The 18,846-nt window shown below is 36.3% G+C and carries 26 protein-coding genes; 22 read left to right on the top strand and 4 right to left on the bottom strand.

Annotated features, from left to right (window positions below):
* The first annotated feature begins 56 nt into the window (after window positions 1–56).
* The 13 genes from spoIIAA to Q9B79_RS09400 all read left to right on the top strand — a co-directional run bounded on the left by spoIIAA (window position 57) and on the right by Q9B79_RS09400 (window position 9,318).
* Window positions 57–407, top strand: a complete 351-nt coding sequence (gene spoIIAA, locus Q9B79_RS09460; RefSeq protein ID WP_048530890.1) for an anti-sigma F factor antagonist — start codon at window positions 57–59, stop codon at window positions 405–407.
* Complete coding sequence (gene spoIIAB, locus Q9B79_RS09455; RefSeq protein WP_001243399.1) at window positions 408–848, top strand: anti-sigma F factor; 441 nt, start codon at window positions 408–410, stop codon at window positions 846–848.
* Between the two features lie 12 nt (window positions 849–860).
* Window positions 861–1,619 (top strand): RNA polymerase sporulation sigma factor SigF, encoded by a 759-nt coding sequence (gene sigF / locus Q9B79_RS09450; RefSeq protein ID WP_000350734.1) that lies wholly within the window; start codon window positions 861–863, stop codon window positions 1,617–1,619.
* 137 nt (window positions 1,620–1,756) lie between these two features.
* On the top strand, window positions 1,757–3,283 hold the full coding sequence (locus tag Q9B79_RS09445) for a sodium-dependent transporter (protein WP_071757340.1): 1,527 nt from the start codon (window positions 1,757–1,759) through the stop codon (window positions 3,281–3,283).
* Window positions 3,283–3,381, top strand: a complete 99-nt coding sequence (locus Q9B79_RS09440; RefSeq protein WP_000016826.1) for a methionine/alanine import family NSS transporter small subunit — start codon at window positions 3,283–3,285, stop codon at window positions 3,379–3,381. Before Q9B79_RS09445 ends, Q9B79_RS09440 begins: the two co-directional genes overlap by 1 nt.
* 116 nt (window positions 3,382–3,497) lie before the next feature.
* Window positions 3,498–4,118, top strand: coding sequence for a stage V sporulation protein SpoVAA (spoVAA, locus tag Q9B79_RS09435; protein ID WP_098667417.1), 621 nt, complete (start codon window positions 3,498–3,500; stop codon window positions 4,116–4,118).
* Window positions 4,111–4,527 (top strand): stage V sporulation protein SpoVAB, encoded by a 417-nt coding sequence (gene spoVAB, locus Q9B79_RS09430; RefSeq protein WP_000572939.1) that lies wholly within the window; start codon window positions 4,111–4,113, stop codon window positions 4,525–4,527. Before spoVAA ends, spoVAB begins: the two co-directional genes overlap by 8 nt.
* Before the next feature lie 14 nt (window positions 4,528–4,541).
* On the top strand, window positions 4,542–5,000 hold the full coding sequence (gene spoVAC, locus Q9B79_RS09425; protein ID WP_029439817.1) for a stage V sporulation protein AC: 459 nt from the start codon (window positions 4,542–4,544) through the stop codon (window positions 4,998–5,000).
* 13 nt (window positions 5,001–5,013) lie between these two features.
* Complete coding sequence (gene spoVAD, locus Q9B79_RS09420) at window positions 5,014–6,030, top strand: stage V sporulation protein AD (RefSeq protein WP_306183680.1); 1,017 nt, start codon at window positions 5,014–5,016, stop codon at window positions 6,028–6,030.
* Window positions 6,031–6,033: 3 nt separating this feature from the next.
* Entirely contained in the window at window positions 6,034–6,384 is a 351-nt protein-coding gene (gene spoVAE / locus Q9B79_RS09415) for a stage V sporulation protein AE (protein ID WP_029439815.1), read from the top strand.
* Between the two features lie 5 nt (window positions 6,385–6,389).
* Window positions 6,390–6,959 carry a stage V sporulation protein SpoVABEA gene (spoVAEA, locus tag Q9B79_RS09410; protein WP_029439814.1) on the top strand — a complete coding sequence of 190 codons (570 nt, stop codon included), beginning with the start codon at window positions 6,390–6,392 and terminating at the stop codon, window positions 6,957–6,959.
* Window positions 6,946–8,418, top strand: coding sequence for a spore germination protein SpoVAF (gene spoVAF, locus Q9B79_RS09405; protein ID WP_000165587.1), 1,473 nt, complete (start codon window positions 6,946–6,948; stop codon window positions 8,416–8,418). Before spoVAEA ends, spoVAF begins: the two co-directional genes overlap by 14 nt.
* Before the next feature lie 96 nt (window positions 8,419–8,514).
* On the top strand, window positions 8,515–9,318 hold the full coding sequence (locus Q9B79_RS09400) for a Cof-type HAD-IIB family hydrolase (RefSeq protein ID WP_306183675.1): 804 nt from the start codon (window positions 8,515–8,517) through the stop codon (window positions 9,316–9,318).
* Between the two features lie 30 nt (window positions 9,319–9,348).
* On the opposite strand, the gene Q9B79_RS09395 is transcribed toward Q9B79_RS09400, so the two are convergent.
* Window positions 9,349–10,215 (bottom strand): DUF1002 domain-containing protein, encoded by an 867-nt coding sequence (locus Q9B79_RS09395; protein WP_000850502.1) that lies wholly within the window; start codon window positions 10,213–10,215, stop codon window positions 9,349–9,351.
* Between the two features lie 187 nt (window positions 10,216–10,402).
* On the opposite strand from Q9B79_RS09395, the gene Q9B79_RS09390 reads away from it, so the two are divergent.
* From Q9B79_RS09390 to ribT, 3 genes are all read left to right on the top strand, one after another.
* Window positions 10,403–10,840, top strand: a complete 438-nt coding sequence (locus Q9B79_RS09390; RefSeq protein ID WP_000853783.1) for a peptidylprolyl isomerase — start codon at window positions 10,403–10,405, stop codon at window positions 10,838–10,840.
* A gap of 218 nt (window positions 10,841–11,058) precedes the next feature.
* Window positions 11,059–11,241 (top strand): hypothetical protein, encoded by a 183-nt coding sequence (locus Q9B79_RS09385; RefSeq protein WP_306183672.1) that lies wholly within the window; start codon window positions 11,059–11,061, stop codon window positions 11,239–11,241.
* A gap of 68 nt (window positions 11,242–11,309) precedes the next feature.
* Window positions 11,310–11,678: a GNAT family N-acetyltransferase RibT gene (gene ribT / locus Q9B79_RS09380; protein ID WP_000908397.1), complete on the top strand. Its 369-nt coding sequence runs from the start codon at window positions 11,310–11,312 to the stop codon at window positions 11,676–11,678.
* A gap of 20 nt (window positions 11,679–11,698) precedes the next feature.
* Here ribT and Q9B79_RS09375 read toward each other — a convergent pair whose 3' ends face one another.
* Complete coding sequence (locus tag Q9B79_RS09375; protein ID WP_306183669.1) at window positions 11,699–12,217, bottom strand: DUF309 domain-containing protein; 519 nt, start codon at window positions 12,215–12,217, stop codon at window positions 11,699–11,701.
* Window positions 12,218–12,314: 97 nt separating this feature from the next.
* A complete protein-coding gene (locus Q9B79_RS09370) occupies window positions 12,315–12,410 on the bottom strand; it encodes a YjcZ family sporulation protein (RefSeq protein ID WP_000510194.1) in 96 nt (31 codons plus the stop codon).
* Window positions 12,411–12,579: 169 nt separating this feature from the next.
* On the opposite strand from Q9B79_RS09370, the gene scpA reads away from it, so the two are divergent.
* The 6 genes from scpA to phnF all read left to right on the top strand — a co-directional run bounded on the left by scpA (window position 12,580) and on the right by phnF (window position 17,840).
* A complete protein-coding gene (gene scpA, locus Q9B79_RS09365) occupies window positions 12,580–13,323 on the top strand; it encodes a segregation/condensation protein A (protein WP_306183666.1) in 744 nt (247 codons plus the stop codon).
* Window positions 13,324–13,481: 158 nt separating this feature from the next.
* Complete coding sequence (gene scpB / locus Q9B79_RS09360) at window positions 13,482–14,054, top strand: segregation/condensation protein ScpB (protein WP_306183664.1); 573 nt, start codon at window positions 13,482–13,484, stop codon at window positions 14,052–14,054.
* A gap of 78 nt (window positions 14,055–14,132) precedes the next feature.
* On the top strand, window positions 14,133–15,035 hold the full coding sequence (locus Q9B79_RS09355) for a ComEC/Rec2 family competence protein (RefSeq protein ID WP_306183662.1): 903 nt from the start codon (window positions 14,133–14,135) through the stop codon (window positions 15,033–15,035).
* Between the two features lie 208 nt (window positions 15,036–15,243).
* Window positions 15,244–16,386, top strand: a complete 1,143-nt coding sequence (nagA, locus tag Q9B79_RS09350) for an N-acetylglucosamine-6-phosphate deacetylase (protein WP_306184798.1) — start codon at window positions 15,244–15,246, stop codon at window positions 16,384–16,386.
* Between the two features lie 4 nt (window positions 16,387–16,390).
* Window positions 16,391–17,179 carry a glucosamine-6-phosphate deaminase gene (nagB, locus tag Q9B79_RS09345; protein ID WP_048530857.1) on the top strand — a complete coding sequence of 263 codons (789 nt, stop codon included), beginning with the start codon at window positions 16,391–16,393 and terminating at the stop codon, window positions 17,177–17,179.
* A complete protein-coding gene (gene phnF / locus Q9B79_RS09340; protein WP_002194085.1) occupies window positions 17,109–17,840 on the top strand; it encodes a phosphonate metabolism transcriptional regulator PhnF in 732 nt (243 codons plus the stop codon). Before nagB ends, phnF begins: the two co-directional genes overlap by 71 nt.
* 70 nt (window positions 17,841–17,910) lie before the next feature.
* On the opposite strand, the gene Q9B79_RS09335 is transcribed toward phnF, so the two are convergent.
* The gene (locus tag Q9B79_RS09335) at window positions 17,911–18,717 is read right to left on the bottom strand and encodes an HAD family hydrolase (protein WP_306183659.1); all 807 of its coding nucleotides are present in this window, start codon (window positions 18,715–18,717) and stop codon (window positions 17,911–17,913) included.
* Window positions 18,718–18,846: the final 129 nt, after the last annotated feature.

Below are 18,846 nucleotides of genomic sequence, written 5' to 3'. Positions count from 1 at the left end.
CACGAAAATCTTTATGTATGTAAATGAGTAAAGTTTGAGCATAAGGAGGAAATCGTGTGAGTCTTTCCATGCAATTAGAAGTAAAACGTGACGTCCTGTGTGTGAGACTAGCGGGTGAATTAGATCATCATACTGCTGAAGAGTTGCGAACGAAAGTAACAGATATGATTGAGACACGTGGTGTTCATCATATTGTTTTGAGCCTAGAGAACTTATCGTTCATGGATAGTTCTGGTTTAGGTGTTATATTAGGCCGGTATAAGCATGTAAAGGGGTTAGGTGGAGAAATGGTTGTTTGTGCAATTTCACCGCCTGTTAAACGTTTATTTGAAATGTCGGGCTTATTTAAGATTGTTCGTTTAGAAGAAAGTGAAGCGCATGCGCTCGCGACGTTGGGGGTGGCATAAATGAGAAATGAAATGAACCTTCAATTTTCAGCATTAAGTCAAAATGAATCGTTCGCTCGCGTTACAGTAGCTGCTTTCATTGCGCAACTAGACCCAACGATGGAAGAACTTACGGAGATTAAAACAGTTGTGTCAGAAGCAGTTACAAATGCAATTATTCATGGGTACGAAGGAAATGCAGAAGGTGTTGTTTATATTTCTGTAATTTTGGAAGAAGCAATGGTGAAACTCACGATTCGAGATGAAGGGATTGGCATCTTTGATTTAGATGAAGCAAGACAACCCCTTTTTACAACTAAACCTGAATTAGAGCGTTCCGGAATGGGATTTACTATCATGGAAAATTTTATGGATGAAGTAGAAGTTATTTCAAACGAATCTTTCGGGACAACAATCCATTTGACAAAATACTTATCAAATAGTAACGCTCTATGCAATTAAGGAGAATAGCCTATGGACATAGAGGTCAAAAATGAGAAGAAGAAACCTCAGTTAAAGGACCACGAGCTAAAAGCGTTAATTCAACAAAGTCAAGATGGAGATCAACAAGCGAGAGATACAATCGTTCAAAGTAATATGCGTCTCGTATGGTCGGTTGTGCAGCGTTTTCTTAATCGAGGATACGAACCAGACGATTTATTTCAAATTGGATGTATTGGGCTCTTAAAATCGGTAGATAAATTTGATTTATCTTTCGACGTGAAATTTTCAACCTATGCAGTTCCAATGATTATTGGGGAAATACAGCGGTTTTTACGTGACGATGGATCGGTGAAAGTAAGTAGATCTTTAAAAGAAACAGGAAATAAAATTCGAAAGATGAGAGACGAGCTTTCGAAAGAATTCGGAAGGGCCCCAACGATTAATGAAGTAGCCGAAGCGTTAGAACTAACGCCAGAGGAAGTGGTTCTGGCGCAAGAAGCGAGTCGAGCTCCTTCATCCATACATGAAACGGTGTATGAAAACGACGGGGACCCGATTACTATTTTAGATCAAATTGCAGATCAATCTGAAACGAAATGGTTTGATAAAATTGCTTTAAAAGAAGCAATTAGAGAATTAGATGAGCGAGAACGTTTAATTGTGTATTTACGCTACTATAAAGATCAAACCCAATCAGAAGTAGCAGAGCGCATAGGTATTTCGCAAGTACAAGTTTCAAGACTTGAAAAGAAAATATTAAAACAGATGAAAGATCGAATAGATGAATAGCTATCTATTCGATCTTTTTTTATGACTTTAATAGGAGGAGATTTTAAACTTTCGTAAAAATTGACAGAATTTATTGATAATTTAGTAAATTTAAAATATAATCCAAGTAGGAACTTGTCACAAAGGGGGAAGGAAATATGGAAACGAGGCAACAATGGGGAACGAGGGCTGGATTTATTTTCGCAGCGGTCGGCTCTGCCGTTGGATTAGGAAACATATGGCGTTTTCCTTATACAGCGTATGAAAATGGGGGAGGCGCATTCTTTTTACCGTACTTATTCGCATTATTAACGACTGGTATCTCATTATTGGCGTTTGAATTTGCTCTTGGGCATCGTCATCGTGGTTCCGCGCCACTTACGTTCTTCCGTATTAGTCCGCGTGCTGAATTCATCGGATGGTGGCAAATGTGTGTAACGTTTATCGTTTCAACATATTATGCAGTAATTATTGCTTGGTCTATTTCGTATACGTATTTTTCAATTACTGGAGCGTGGGGGAAAGACACGCAAACATTTTTATTTAAAGAGTATTTGCATGTTGCAGATAAGCCAGGGCAATTTGGGGGGCTCGTACCGGAAGTATTAATTCCGTTAGCTCTCGTTTGGATTATCGTGCTTGGCGTAGCATTTAAAGGAGTTAAAAAAGGAATTGAAGTGGTTAACCGCATTTTCATTCCTTTACTAGTTGTTATGTTCCTTATTATCGTAGTTCGTGCAGTGACGATGGAAGGTGCAATGCAAGGATTAGATGCATTCTTTAAACCAGATTGGAGTCGTATTTTTGATGGGAAAGTATGGCTTGCTGCTTATGGTCAAATTTTCTTTAGTTTATCTTTAGCATTTGGAATTATGATTACGTATTCTAGCTATTTACCAAAAAATTCGGATACAACAAATAACGCTTTTATTACTGGTTTTGCAAACTCAGGTTTTGAATTATTAGCAGGGATTGGGGTCTTTGCAGCTCTTGGATTTATGGCAAATAACATGGGAGTACCGGTTGATAAAGTAGCAAGTGCTGGTGTAGGGCTTGCGTTCGTAGTATTCCCGCAAATTATTAATGAATTACCGATGTCACCGTTATTTGGCGTATTATTTTTCTTATCATTAACGGTTGCAGGGATTACATCTCTCATTTCACTTGCGGAAGTATGTTTTGCTGCCGTATCTGAAAAGTTTAGCTTAAGCCGCCAAAAAACAATTGGAATTATGGGGACGCTTCTCGTGCTAGTTTCTCTTGTTTTTGCAACACGTGGCGGGCTTATGTTCCTAGATGTTGTTGATTATTTCGCTAATAACTTCGGGTTAATTACAATTGCATTAGCGGAAGTAGTTACAATAGGGCTCATTTTACGCCGTTTACCAGTTTATCAAAATCACGCAAACTTCGTATCTGATATTAAGTTGGGCACGTTTTGGAGAGTAAGTTTACTCGTTATTACTCCGCTTATGTTAGGATACATGTTAATTGATGGTACAATCCAAAATATTAAAAAGAACTACGGAGATTATCCAACAGAGTTTGTCGTAACGTATGGCTGGTCAATTGCAGCAGCGTTCCTTATCGTTGCGCTAATCATTAGTCTAAAGAAATGGGATGCACAAATACATTCAGATTCTGCTAAGCTTGAAAAAGAATGGAAAGATCGAGGTGTTTCATAATGAGTGGATCAGCGATTATGATGATGGTTATTGGTATAGTAGTCATTTGGGGAGGGCTCGCACTAAGTATTGCAAATTTATTTAAGAAAAAGGCATAAACTAAAAAACATCTGTACCGAAATGGTACAGATGTTTTTTTATGAAAAAATTGTATTAGAAAAAAATTCAATAACCATACTACAACTACGAGGAAGAGTGAAGAGGTGAATGAAAATTGGAACAAACAATTTATATTAAAATGCGTAATCGATTAAAAGTTTCTCCTACGTATGAAGTAAAGCTGAGTGATGTTGCTCAACTTGCAGGAGATGCTCTTGTAGTTCAGTCGTTACAGGATGAGATAGTTTACAAAATAACAGCGCATGATAAGACGCACGTTGTAATTGATGTGATGAAAATAATTGAAATTATTCAAAGGAAAGCAGCCGATATACAAATTAATTTACTCGGTTCTGGACAAACTCTTGTTGAAATTATATATGAAAAAAAGAAAGTACATCCAATTTTCTTCGGACTTGTATGGTTGTTACTTTTCATTGGAGCGGCTCTTGCGATCATTTATTTTCATGAAGATGTAAGTATGCAACAAGTACACCAACGTTTATATTACATGATTACGGGAGAATTTAAGGCGCAACCACTTTTATTTCAAATTCCTTATTCATTAGGTCTTGGATTAGGTATGGTTTTATTTTTTAATCATGTATTTCAAAAGCGTATTAATGAAGAGCCGAGTCCGTTAGAAGTGGAGATGTTCCAATACCAGCAGTCACTTGATCAATATGTAATTGTTCATGAAAACAAGGACAATATGAAACAACTTGCCGATGATTGAGTCTGGATTTGTTATTTTAATTGGCTTAGCAGGAGGAATTGCGGTAGGTAGCGGATATGTTGCATTTTTAGCTGTACTCGGTATAATCCCTCGTCTAGCTCAATTAACGAGAAGTGGAAAGCACATTCAATATTTTGAGTGGGCCGTTATTGCAGGTACGTTAACAGGAGCTTGGTGTAGTTTGAAAAACATTACATTTCAAACATCACAATATTGGCTTGTTATATTAGGTATATTTTGTGGCACATTTATTGGAATGCTCGCAGCCGCATTAACAGAAGTGTTAAATGTTCTACCTATTTTAGCGAAACGAGTAGGGGTAGAGGGGAAAATTGTTGTTTTGCTCGTTGCTCTTGTACTTGGAAAAGTAATAGGCTCGTTGTTTCACTGGATTTATTTCGTAAAGTAGGAGGCAATATATAAATGACAGGACGAAAACTAAAGGATGATTACGTAGATAGAGTGAAGGAATACCATCCGAAACCAAATTATTTTAGTAATTGTGTTAAGGCATTTCTTGTAGGTGGACTCATTTGTACAATCGGGGAAGTATTGATGAAGTTTTATATACATTATTTTCATTTCAGTGAACAAGAGGCAGGAAACCCAACAGTTGCAACTCTTGTACTATTATCGGCGATTTTAACAGGTTGTGGTGTATATGATAAAATCGGTCAATTTGCTGGAGCAGGATCGGCCGTACCTGTTACGGGATTTGCGAATTCTATGGCGAGTGCTGCGCTAGAGCATAAGAGTGAAGGAATTGTGCTTGGGATTGCTACAAACATGTTTAAGCTAGCGGGAAGTGTAATCGTTTTTGGGGTTGTTGGGGCATACATTATTGGGTTAATAAGATATACATTTCAAATTTTGATGTCTTAAAGGAGGGGCTAGTATGAGGTTGACAGGAAAGCAAACGTGGGTATTTCAAAATGACATTTATGTAAATGCAACCGGTACTGCTGTCGGTCCAAAAGAAGCTGAAGGCCCTCTTGGGAAGGATTTTGATATTTCATATGATGATTTACATTGCGGAGAGGAAAACTGGGAACTTGCGGAACGAAGATTAATGTCAGATTCAATTCAACAAGTCGTGCAAAAAGGAAATGTAAAAATATCACAAATTGATTTCTTTTTAGCGGGAGATTTATTAAATCAAACAGTGACAGCAAATTATGTGGCGCGTAAGTGGGGAATTCCTTTTTTAGGTATGTTTAGCGCTTGTGCGACCTCGATGGAGACTTTAGCGGTCGGATCAGCCTTTATAGACGGTGGTTTCGCAAATCGTGTCTTAGCGACGGTAAGTAGTCATAACGCAACGGCTGAAAGACAGTTTCGTTATCCAACAGAGTATGGGGGACAAAAACCAGGAACAGCAAATTCTACTGTTACAGGTGCGGGATCCATATTAATTAGTAAAGAAAAAAGTGCCATTAAAATTACGTCGGCTACGATTGGAAAAGTGCAAGATTTAGGAATTGCGAATCCTTTAGATATGGGATCGGCGATGGCACCTGCTGCTGCTCATACAATTCAGCAACATTTTGAAGATTTGAAGAGAAGCGCCAATGATTATGATTTGATTGTTACCGGTGATTTATCAGCTATTGGGACACCAATCGCGAAACAACTGTTACTGGAAGAAGGTTATGATATTGGGCATATATATAATGATTGCGGATTAATGATTTATGATTCCAGTCAAGAAGAAGTATTTGCTGGTGGTAGTGGTTGTGCTTGTTCAGCTGTTGTCACATACGGTCATTTATTAAGTGAGATGGAAAAAGGGAATTTACAACGAATTTTTGTCGTTGCTACTGGTGCGTTATTAAGCCCGATGATGATGCAGCAGAAAGAAACCATTCCAACAATTGCACATGGTGTCGTATTTGAGAGAGTGAAGGGAGAGTGAATTGTGGATTTTATATATGCATTTCTTGTAGGAGGCGCTATTTGTGTAGTTGGACAAGTATTGTTAGATTTCGCAAAGTTAACACCAGCCCATTTAATGGCTACCTTTGTAGTTATAGGAGCAGTTTTAGATGGATTTGGATTGTACGATAAGCTTATAAAGTTTGCTGGTGCTGGGGCGACAGTTCCTATTACAAGTTTTGGACATTCCCTATTACATGGAGCAATGCATGCAGCAGAAAAACACGGATATATAGGGATTGGTATGGGTATGTTTAGTTTAACGTCTGCAGGCATTTCTGCAGCAATATTATTTTCATTTTTTATAGCACTTATATGTAAACCGAAAGGATAAATCAAATGAGACGAAGGGTTATTTTGGTCACAGATGGAGATGAATATGCAAAGCGAACAATTGAGCTTTTAACAAAGGAATTTGGGGGAAGGTGTATTTCAGCATCACAAAGTAATCCAACCAAATTGACAGGGAAGAAAGTTGTTGAGCTTATTATGCAAACGCCATATGACCCTGTGTTTGTCATGTTTGATGACAGTGGATTTATTGGAGAGGGGTCTGGTGAAAAGGCTTTAAAATATGTAGCTACGCATAAACAAATTGATGTACTTGGGATTTTGGCAGTAGCGTCTAATACACACCATTGGGAATGGGCACGTGTAGATGTAAGCGTAGATCGGAACGGGAATTTAACGGAATATGGTGTTGATAAATTTGGACTTCCAGATGGTGAAATTGGCAGAATTAGCGGAGATACAATTTATTGTTTAGATGATTTGAATGTTCCCGTCATTGTTGGCGTTGGTGATATTGGTAAGATGTGTGGAAATGATGAATGGGAGAGAGGCTCACCAATTACGAAAAAAGCCATTCAGTTAATTTTGGAAAGGAGTGGGTTTTATGACGAAGCCTAAAAAAATAGATATCCCTATTTCAACTTTCATAAGTGACAATGAAAATTATTTAAAACAAACGGTTGGATTAGGCGTTACATTTGATGTTGGTATTCGTAAATTTCAAATTTTGAATAAAGAAATTGCTGTGTTATTTGTAAATGGACTTTGTGATACAAATTATATCATTCCTATTTTAGAAGAAGCTGTGGATACAAATGAGATAAGGGATGTTGAAGAAGATACTGTAAAGCTTTTAGAAAATCGTTTAATTCATCAGCAAGTAAGTAAAGTGAAAACGATGGATGAAGTAATGGTTCAAGCGTTATCAGGCCTTATTATTATATTTGTGGAAGGCGAAACAGAAGCGTTTGCGATAGATGTTCGTAGCTATCCAGGGCGAACACCGACAGAGCCAGATACTGAAAAAGTAGTACGCGGTGCAAGGGATGGATTTGTTGAAAATATCGTTGTAAATACAGCGTTAATTCGTAGGAGAATTCGAGATCCACGTCTTCGAAATGAAATTATTCGAGTAGGGGATCGATCGCAAACGGATATTTGTATTACATATGTACAAGATGTTGCAAATCCAGATTTAGTAAAGATCATAAAACAAGAATTAAATAACATCGATGTCGATGGCATTACGATGGCGGATAAAACAGTGGAAGAATTTGTTGTAAAGCAAAGCTATAATCCATTCCCGCTTATTCGATATACAGAAAGACCGGATGTAGCAGCAAATCATTTATTAGAAGGACATGTGTTAGTACTAGTTGATACATCACCGAGTGCTATGATTACGCCAACAACATATTTCCATCATTTACAGCATGCAGAAGAGTTTAGACAAAATCCAGCTGTTGGGACATTTTTACGCTGGGTACGCTTTTTAGGTGTTTTATTCTCCTTGTTTCTGCTACCGTTTTGGTTAGTGTTTGTATTTGACCCAACTCTTTTACCAGAAAATCTTGCTTTTATTGGACCGACTAAGATGACACATTTACCAATTTTATTACAGGTGATAATGGCAGAGGTCGGACTTGAGTTTTTAAGGATGGCAGCCATTCATACTCCAACGCCGTTATCGTCTGCAGCAGGGTTAATTTCCGCCATATTAATTGGTCAAATAGCAATCGATGTAGGTTTGTTTGTACCAGAAGTTATTTTGTATGTTGCGGTTTCTATGATCGGTGCATATGCAACACCGAGTTATGAATTGGGACTAGGAAATAAGGTTGGAAAATTGTTTGTTATTATTTTGACAGGTCTCTTCCATGAGATGGGATTTGTAATTGGTATGACGATATTGATTTTATTTTTAACGTCTATAAAAAGTTTACAAACACCTTATTTATGGCCGTTTTTACCATTTGATTGGGGCGCACTAACAAAAATTCTACTTCGTCCGACGATGTCTAGTTTAAAAGTACGACCAAGTATCGTAAGACCTCAAAATGTAAAAAGACAAAAATAAACGGGAGTATACACCCGTTTATTTTTTTAGCAAAAATTTATTGTTTTTTAACAAAAATCAAACATTTTTCATGTACACTTAGAGTAGATATTGTGTATGGAAGGGGAAGAGGACATGATTAAATTATTTGTAAGTGATTTAGATGACACGCTCGTTTACAATGTGAATCATATGCAAAAAGAAGATGAACGTGCAATTTGTTGGTTAGCTGAAAAAGGGACAAATATTTGTTTTGCCTCTGGCCGTTTTACTCATCGAATTGATGAAGTCGTAAATAGGTTTGCATTCCCATATTACACAACGAGTTTAAATGGAGCGACGATGTTACTACCGGATGGAAAAATATTTCATGAATCAAGTTTTGAAGATGGCATTGCCCAGGAAATATATCGATATATTCATAAAAAGGGACTAGCAGATATTGTTTGTGCAAATGAGCAACGGTATACAAAAAGAAAGAATGAACATCATCATAATTTTGAAACGTATATGGGCGTGCATATTGCTGAGGTTGAAGCATTAGAAGAGGAATTTGGTAAGACTGTACATCCTGCGAAATTGTTTGTTTTTGGGGAAGAAGAGACAATTGCAGCGTTAGATCAAGAATTACGAGATACATTTCAGAGTGAAGCGGAAGTTTTTATGTCTGGTAAACGCTATGTTGACATTATGCCAAGGGGAGTAAGTAAAGGGAGTGCTTTAAGACGACTAATGGAACATTTGCAAATTGAAGCAAATGAAGTTGCATGCATTGGAGATTCTTTCAATGATATTTCTATGTTTGAAGTAACCCCGCATTCATTTACTCTACATCATGCTCATCCATATGTGAAGGATAAGGCAAATCATGTTGTTCGTTCGGTAGAAGAAGCTATTATGAAATTACCTTTACTTGTATAAAAAAGAAGCTCGTCAGTGACGAGCTTCTTTTTACTTGAATAACGATTTAACAAAATCAATGATACTTGAGAAGAAATCTTTCACTTTATCTAGGAAACTTTGCCCTTCTTCAGATCCTAAAAAGGCAGAAACGTGTTCTTTTGCTTTATTTAACTGACTGCCAACTTGATTCCAATCGATATTAAGATTTTTCATTTTATCAAATAGCGCAACTAAGTTATCTAACTGTTCATCCGTTAATGTAATACCAAGTTGATCTGCAATTTTTTTAATTAATGAACGTAAATCTTCAGTCGTTTTTGGTTGCTCTTTGGCAATTTCTTCTTTAATTTTTGCAACAAGTTGAACTGCTTTTTCTTCACCAATTTTATCGCCGAGCTGGGATGTTTGCACCATTTCTTCATTGGCTACTTTTTTTACTTCCTCAGGAATTGCTTTGTTTGATGTTGTTTCATAGGCTTTCATTAAACCAGTTAAAGCAGCAGTTCCAGAAACTTTAAATGGTGCAGTGATTTGAATTTCTGCATCTTTCACACCTGCTGTAATAAGTGCGTTTGTGTACATCGCATCTGTTATCGAATTAATATTTTTTGAACGTACAATAAGGCCAGATCCTGGCTTTGTGTATGTGATCATAGAAGAGGAAATTGCTCTTGTACCAATTTGCGCTTTTGGAACAATCCCTTCTAGAAATTTATGTTCTTCCGCATTAGACACAGTAATGATTGTAGCATCTTTTGGTGCTTTCATTTCTTTTAACAGATCTTGTTTTTGTTGCTCAGACAAGTTTTCTCCTAGTGTAACAATTGATTCTCCCTCGATGATGTCTGCAAACGAAGCTGTTGGCATAATAAATACAGCTACAGCTAATAGCAGAGCTAGTAATTTCGTTTTCACGAAAAATCGCTCCCTTTCTCTTTCTAAAATTTTCGGGCAACACAGTTATTATAGTATATATTTCTTATTTGTCACCTAGCTTTTTCCACATTTCAAAAAAGAAGTATGTAGATTGTCGGATTCTTTTTGTTTCTAGTCATGAATGTGGTAATATAGTGCTGAGATAGTTGAAAGGAGACATATACGTATGAAAACTTTAGGATACATATTAATGGAAAATGGTGAAAAAATCGATTTAGAATTTTTCCCAGAAGAGGCGCCAAAAACAGTAGAAAACTTTAAAAAACTAGCAGAGCAAGGATTTTATGATGGTGTGACATTCCACCGCGTTATTCCTGGCTTCGTAAGCCAAGGTGGAGATCCAACAGGAACAGGTGCAGGTGGCCCAGGTTACTCTATCCCATGTGAAACTGATGGGAATCCTCATAGACACCTTGTAGGATCACTTTCTATGGCTCATGCTGGCCGTAACACAGGCGGTAGCCAATTCTTTATCGTTCATGAGCCACAACCGCATTTAGATGGTGTACATACTGTATTTGGTAAAGCAACAAGCGGTATCGAAACAGTATTAAACATGCGTCAAGGTGATGTAATGAAAGAAGTTAAAGTTTGGGAAGAATAAGTTAATGAGAAAAGAGAGCTATTGCTCTCTTTTTTATTTTTAATAGGAATGGGTATTTCATTTACGGTACATGATACAAGTAGTAATGTGATTGTAGTGAAAATATGTCGCTTATGAGAACAAAACTTTAACAAATTACATAGAATACATTAGATTATATGTTTCAATAAAGATTTTTTATTATATTAATTTTGCTAGAATTCACCTGTTCTAAGGTGATGAATAGTGAAGTGATAATGAGCGATGGATGTTTCTTTTCACTTTCATATAACAGCGTTTCTTCTTTTATCTACTTAGAAAAAATAGTAATGAAACGTATATTTGACTTTCTTCTTTTCGCTTTGTATGATTATCAAGTTGTTTTAAGCTCTTCTCACTCTGTTGAAAATATTGTAAAATGAATGTGATATGAAAAGAGTGATTGAGGGGATTTAATAGTTTGTAACTTTTGTAAGAAGGGATAAGGGTTATGTTAATTCGTTTTAAAAAAAGTTATGAAAAGATTGCAATGGGGCTTCTTTCATTTATGCCAACTGAAAAAGATGTGAAAACATTACAATTGACTATGAAAGATTATGAAGCAAAGGATGATTGGCAATTGTATTTGTGGAAACAAAACGAAGATTTTGTTGGGATAATGGGGATTGTAAAAAAAGAGAATCAAGTTTTGGAAATTCAGCATTTGAGTGTGAACCCGTCTCACCGTCATATGGGTATTGGGACGAAGATGGTTCAAGAGTTAAAGAGTAAATTTCTTGAGTTTACAATTTGCGGAAATGAGCAAACAGCAAGTTTTTGCAAAAAGTGTAAAGGGCTTGAACAAAATATACATTCGTGAAAGCAGAGATAAGCTGTTTATTATCTCTGCTTTCTTTTTTGTAATTGTTCGTTTCGTTCAGCGATGACTTCTGTTCGATCACGTAATGTGTGCTTATGTATTATAAATTCATTAGAAGTAGCATTCACGTCTTTCCAAGGGAGATTTTGTTTCTGACATAATTCCATGCAGTGCTTTTCTAATGCAGTATCTGATAATGGTAAAAATAATGGTGTAAACCCTTCTTCTTTCTGTATAGATTGCAATCTATCCTTGAGTAAAGATAAAAGTTGTGCCTGATTGATTCCTAAACGTAGTAAAGGTTCATTGTTTTTTTCTAAAATCATTATGGCGCTTTGCATCATCTTCTCTGCGCCATTCCAGTTAGAGCGTCTTTGATGGTATAAAGAAACTGCAATTTGAATGAGACCGACTAAGTAATTGTCACGATTTCCTCTTGGTTTCGTTTTCCAATATTCTTCTAGTATTTCGTGACATTCAAAATAATCATAATCTCCGTGGAAATGAATTAAAAATTGTATGTATTCGGTAGGATACATTCTCTTTCCCCCTGTTTAACGGTTATAAATACAAGTGTATCATAGAAATATGAACAATAAACGACTAGGGAGCTTTCCCTAGTCGTTATTGTTCATATTAGCAGAAGCAAGCTGCCCCTACAATAATTAGTAAAATAAACAATACAACAAGTAATGCGAACCCACCGCTAAAACCGCAATCAACGTGACCCATAGTTTTTTGACCTCCTACATTGTTCTTACTACACTGTTATCATATGAAGTGGTGGGCATGATGCCATAGGCATCGGTCTATTTTTAATTAAATTTCTTAAAAAGGTTGGATAGAACATGAGTATGCTCTATACTTATGTTGTTATAGAAAAAATGTGGTGGGATGCTTTGTGCAGTATAATTTTAAAGTAGAGGCTTTTGAAGGGCCTTTAGATTTATTGTTACATTTAATACATCGTTATGAGATTGACATATATAATATTCCTGTAGCGGAAATTACAGAGCAATATTTATCTTATGTTCATACGATGAAAGAACTACAATTAGATGTTGCAAGTGAGTATTTAGTAATGGCTGCAACGTTATTACAAATTAAAAGTAAAATGTTGTTGCCGAAACATGAAGAAGATGTACTTGATAACGGTGATGACTTTATAGATGATCCTCGTCAAGAATTGATGGAGAGGTTAATTGAATATAAGAAATATAAGCAAGTTGCTACTGAGCTAAAAGAAAGAGAACAAGAAAGAGCACAGCTATATACACGTCCGCCAATTGATTTTACATCGTTGCAACAAGAAGAGGAGACGAACTTGCCTCTTGATGTTACGTTATATGATATGCTAGCGGCATTTCAAAAATTAATGCGCCGAAAAAAAGCAAAGAAACCTGTAACAACACGTATTACTCGTCAAGAAATACCAATTGAACAGCGCATGACTGATATTTTAAAGCAGTTAGAAATACAAGGTGGTCGTCAAAGTTTTTATGATTTGTTTGTTGATGATGAACGGGAAATAATGGTTGTAACATTTTTAGCGGTTCTTGAGCTTATGAAAAATAAACAAATCATAATTGAACAAGAACATAATTTTGATGAGATTTTCGTATCAAGCTATACTAAATCAGCATAGAGTTAGTATGGAAAATGAGATAGAAATATGATATCTCATGCTAGGTTTGAATGTATCGTTTGGAACAAGAGAAAAAATATTGAACCGAACGCATTGATTGTGATTCGGTTTTTTGATGTGTATTTTTATGGAGAAAATAGGAGGAAGGAGCTCGTAAAATGGATAGAACAGAACAGAAATCAATCATTGAAGGGCTTTTATTTGTTTCTGGTGATGAAGGGATTTATCCAGAACAAATAGCGAAAGTCCTTGAAATTGAAGGAAACGAAGTAATCGATATTTTAGAAGAAATGCAAAAAGAATGTGAAGGTGCACACCGCGGTTTGCAAATTGTACAGTATGCAAAAGTATATCGTTTTGCTACAAAGAAAGAACATGCGTCTTACTATCAAAAACTAATAGAGATCCCAACAGCTGCTTCACTCTCTCAGGCTGCTCTAGAAACGTTAGCGATTGTTGCATATCGCCAACCGATTACAAGAACTGAAATGGAAGAGATTAGAGGAGTAAAAACTGATAAGGCGTTACAAACGTTAGTATCACACTTACTTATAAAAGAAATGGGAAGAGCAGAAGGGCCAGGGCGTCCTATTTTATATGGAACAACGAAAGAATTTTTGGACACGTTTGGATTAAAAACATTAGATGATTTGCCTCCGCTTTCTGAAGAAAATGAAGAAATGAATGAAGCGGATTTATTCTTCGGTTCTTTACAAGAGATATCGAAATAAAAGCTTAGCATTTTGCTAAGCTTTTTTTGTATATCAATCATATACCGTGCCATACTAATTGAAAAAAGGAGACGAGTTATGAGAGGTATGCGAAGTGTTTTATTATTAGTTTCTGTTTTGTTATGCTTTTCTTTAAATAGTGCATCAGCTAAAAGGTATATGATGTCTATTCATACTGCGTCTCCTTTACATATGCAGCGGCAACATTTTGGTAAAATGAAAGTGAGTTTCTTAAAAGTAGGACAAGGTGATGCAACACTTATTACATTGCCAAATGGACAAACGATGTTAATAGATGGGGGACCTTATGAAGCTGGTGAGGTTATCATCCAAAAATTAATTGAAAAAGGGATTAATCATTTAGATGCTATCGTCAGTACTCATCCTGATATGGATCATATAGGAGGACTTATTCCGATTGTAGAGCAAATGCCGGTATCACTTATATTAGATAGTGGAAAAACATATAGTTCTCTTACTTATCATACGTATCGAAATAATATAAAGAAAAGGGGAATCCCTTTCATTTCAGTAAAAGAGGGTCAACACATACCGCTAGATCCGCATGTTTCCATACAAGTATTAAACAACGGGAAGTCCAAAGATGAAAATAATGAATCTTCAATTGTATTAAAGATTCGGTATGGTAAGGCAGATTTTTTACTAATGGGTGATGCGGATGTGCGGACGGAAACTGAAATATTAAAGCAATTTGATGTACATGCAGATGTGTTAAAGGTAGGACATCATGGCTCCTATACTTCAACAAGTGAAAGGTTTATAAAGAAGGTAGAACCGCAGTTCGCAATTCTTTCTTACGGTAGCAGAAATCCGTATGGACATCCACACCAAAGTGTTGTGAGACGGTTAAAACGACATGGGATAATGATGTATGGAACGAATAAACGTACAGTAGAAATGGAAACAGACGGTGAACATATTACAATAGGCTCTAGTGGATTAATGCCATTACTTAAGTAATTCATAAGATAAATGATATTGTTCCTTTTTGGAAAAAATGAATAACATATATTATAATTGCGAGAGACGTATGAAGCTTCCTTTTTGTTAAACAAAGAGGAAATTTCATTTGAATGTATAGACAACTACTCGTGCATATATTAAGATGGAATTAGGCGAATAAGGTAATAATAACAAGTAGGTATTTCATGGGAAAGGATCGATGAAAATGAAAACGCAAGTTGTCATCAATGCCAAAATTTATACAGGTCAAGAAGTAGTGGGAAACGGATTTATTCGTTACGCAGAAACAATTAAAGAAATTGGTTTGATGGCTCAATATGTATCACAAGAAAATGAAGCGGTTTTAGATGCGGCAGGGAAGATTGTGATTCCAGGTATGATTGATGTTCATATTCATGGTGGATACGATATTGATGCGATGGATGCAAATAGCGATGGGTTAGTAACTCTAGGTAAAGAAATGTTAAAAGAAGGAGTTACAACTTACTTCCCAACGACAATGACACAAGCTCCAGAAGCAATCGAAGCAGCACTACATGCTGCGAAAGAAGCGAAAGAAAAAGGAGCGCATTTCGAATACATTCACTTAGAAGGACCGTATGTTTCAAAAAAACGTGCAGGTGCACAACCACTTGAACATATTGTTCCTGCGAATATTGAACAATTTAAACAATGGCAGGAAGCAAGCGGGAATTTAATTAAATTAGTAACATATGCACCTGAAGAAGAAGGTGCGTTAGAGTTTGAGCAGTATCTTGCTGAAACTGGTGTTGTTGGCACAATGGGGCATACAGATGCGATTGATGCACAACTAAAAAATAGAAACATTACACATGCAACGCATTTATACAACCAAATGCGTGGATTACATCACCGTGAACCAGGAGTTGTTGGTCATGTGTTATTAAATCCAGATGTAATGGTTGAAGTAATTACAGATGGTATTCACATTCATCCTGATATGGTGAAATTAGCATATAAATTAAAAGGACCGAAAAAAGTAAGTGTTATTACTGACGCAATGCGTGCAAAAGGTCTTGAAGATGGATTATATGAGCTTGGCGGACAGCCAGTACATGTAAAAGATGGTAGTGCTCGATTAGAAGATGGAACGTTAGCTGGTAGTATTCTAAAAATGGATCAAGCTTTCCGAAATGTAATTGAATTTACAGGTTGTTCAATCGAAGATGCAGTACTAATGACATCAGTGAACCAAGCAGAAGAGTTTGGATTAAATAATAAAGGTGCGTTAGCGGTAGGAAAAGATGCAGACTTTGTTGTGATGAATGAAGATTTACATGTATATGATACAGTTCGTTTAGGAATTCATATGAAGGAAGGGAAGTAATTAAATGAATATTCTTGTTGTAAAAACTCCAGAAGAGCTAGCAGAAGCAGGCTATAAATTAATTGAAGAAGTTGTAAAAACAAAAGAAAATCCAACATTAGGAATGGCTACAGGAAGCTCTCCATTAGGTATTTATGCAGAAATGCGAAAAAATAAACTTGATACAAGCCGTGTAACCACTGTAAACTTAGATGAGTACGTAAATTTACCACATGAAGATAAAAACAGCTATCATTATTTCATGCAAGAACAGTTGTTTGATCATCTTCCATTTAAACAAACTTATGTACCAAACGGGATGGCAAGTGATTTAGAAGAAGAGTGCAAACGTTATGAGGGCATTCTAGCTGCTAACCCAGTTGACCTACAGATTCTTGGAATCGGTGAAAACGGTCACATCGGATTTAACGAGCCAGGAACACCGTTTAATTCTCCAACAAACATTGTTGAATTAACAGAATCTACACGCCAAGCAAACCTTCGCTTCTTCGAAAAAGAAGAAGATGTGCCAACTCATGCAATTACAATGGGAATTGGAAGCATTATGAAGGCAAAACAAATTCTACTTGTTGCTATGGGTGCTAAAAAGGCAGAAGCTGTTAAAGAATTATTGCAAGGTGAATATAGTGAAGCGTGTCCTGCTACAGTTTTACAACGTCATCCGAATGTAACCGTAATCGCTGATCAAGAAGCTCTATCTTTATGCAGTGAGGCGATTGCTGATGAACATCGACAAGTATTCACCATTTCCGATCTATTATCAGATTCAAGAGTGGGTGAAACAGCTAATTGAGGACGGCGAATGGAAGCCGGGAGATAAAATCCCATCTGAGAATGAACTTTGCGATAAGTTCGAAGTGAGTCGTATGACAATCAGACAGGCGATTAATAATTTAGTGGAACAAGGTTATTTATATCGGAAACGTGGAATCGGTACGTTTGTCCAACTTCCGAAAGTGGAACAAAAATTGCAAGGAATGACGGGATTCACAGAAGATATGATTTCTCGTGGGATGAACCCAAGTAGTCAATTACTAAGTTTCCGCCTCGTTCCAGCTACTGCGAAAATAGCAGATCGGCTGAGAATACAGGAGGGAGAGTCGGTTTATGAAGTGAGGCGTATTCGCTTAGCTGATGATGAACCGATTGCTTTTGAGACGACATATTTGTCGCCAGCTCTTGTAAAAGATATTAACGAAGAAATACTGCAACAATCTTTATATGAACATTTAGAGAAAAAACTGGGCTTTAAACTTGTTAGCGCTACTCAATCAATTGAAGCTTCAATTGCAACCGATAATGAAGCGGAACATCTGCATATTCCTAAAAAGGCGCCAGTGCTTGTAATGCGTCAATGGTCATATTCAGAAGGTGAAGTACCGTTAGAGTATGTGAAATGTATTTATCGTGGGGATCGTTATAAGTTTATTACAAACATCGCACGTAACAAATAATATATTTCAGTTTGTGAAGTACAGTAAATGTCAAATTGTTTAACATGTAAAGAAAAAATACGACTCATCCTTACAAGGAGTGAGTCGTATTTTTATTATGAGCAATTACGTGGTTAACAGCATCTTTAACTGTATTTACTACATAGTGAGCGTGTTCTTTTACTGCGTCATCAGCTTGAGACATAGCAAAACTGTGAGGAGTTAAAGAAAACATTGGAATATCATTATAAGAATCCCCTATGCAAGCAATTTCTTCTGGTTGTAATTGAAACTCTTTTAATAAAACAGAAATAGCAGAACCTTTACTAATATTAGGTGGCATTACATCTAAACATTGTTCGGCTGAAATGAAGGTACTCACTTTTCCGTGGAATTTTTCATCAATTTTTTTCTGAAGAAGTTGTAAACTTTCCTTTGTTCCGCCGACAGAGATTTTATTTGGGAAAATAGTATCATCAATTTTTTCTAATAGATGCGGTTCTTCAACGGAAGTCATCGTTACTTGTTGTTCAAGTTCATGAATAAACGGTGTTTTTTCTTCAATGTAATAATTATGCTCATCACTTACATAACGAAAATAAGGATCTTCATTTGTCATTGCTAATAAATCAGGTAGAATACTCGAATCGAATGTTGCGGATAATAGTTGCTTGTTTTCGTTCGTATATACGAAAACACCATTTACGCTAATACGATGGAAATTTGTATTTACAGCTTTCATTAAGTCTGCAATTTCATTATCAAGTCGGCCAGAAGCGAAACAAAGAATAACATTTTGCTCAGCGAGACTACGAAGTGCTACAATATCCTGTTCGTCAATTAACCCTCCGTGTTGCATCATTGTACCATCGATATCACTTACAAACATTTTAATCATGTTGTTAACCCCTTTCTATGTACAGTTGCTCTTACATTATACGCATCATATATAAACATGTCTAAAAAATGAATTTTTATGAAATGGTAGATGTTTTACATTGACGACAAAGAAGAGTATTCTGTAACA

The organism is Bacillus sp. MHSD_36 (assembly GCF_030757775.1).
GTDB lineage: Bacteria > Bacillota > Bacilli > Bacillales > Bacillaceae_G > Bacillus_A.
The sequence above is the reverse complement of the archived record's forward strand: the minus strand, read 5'-3'. Positions and strand labels throughout refer to the sequence as shown.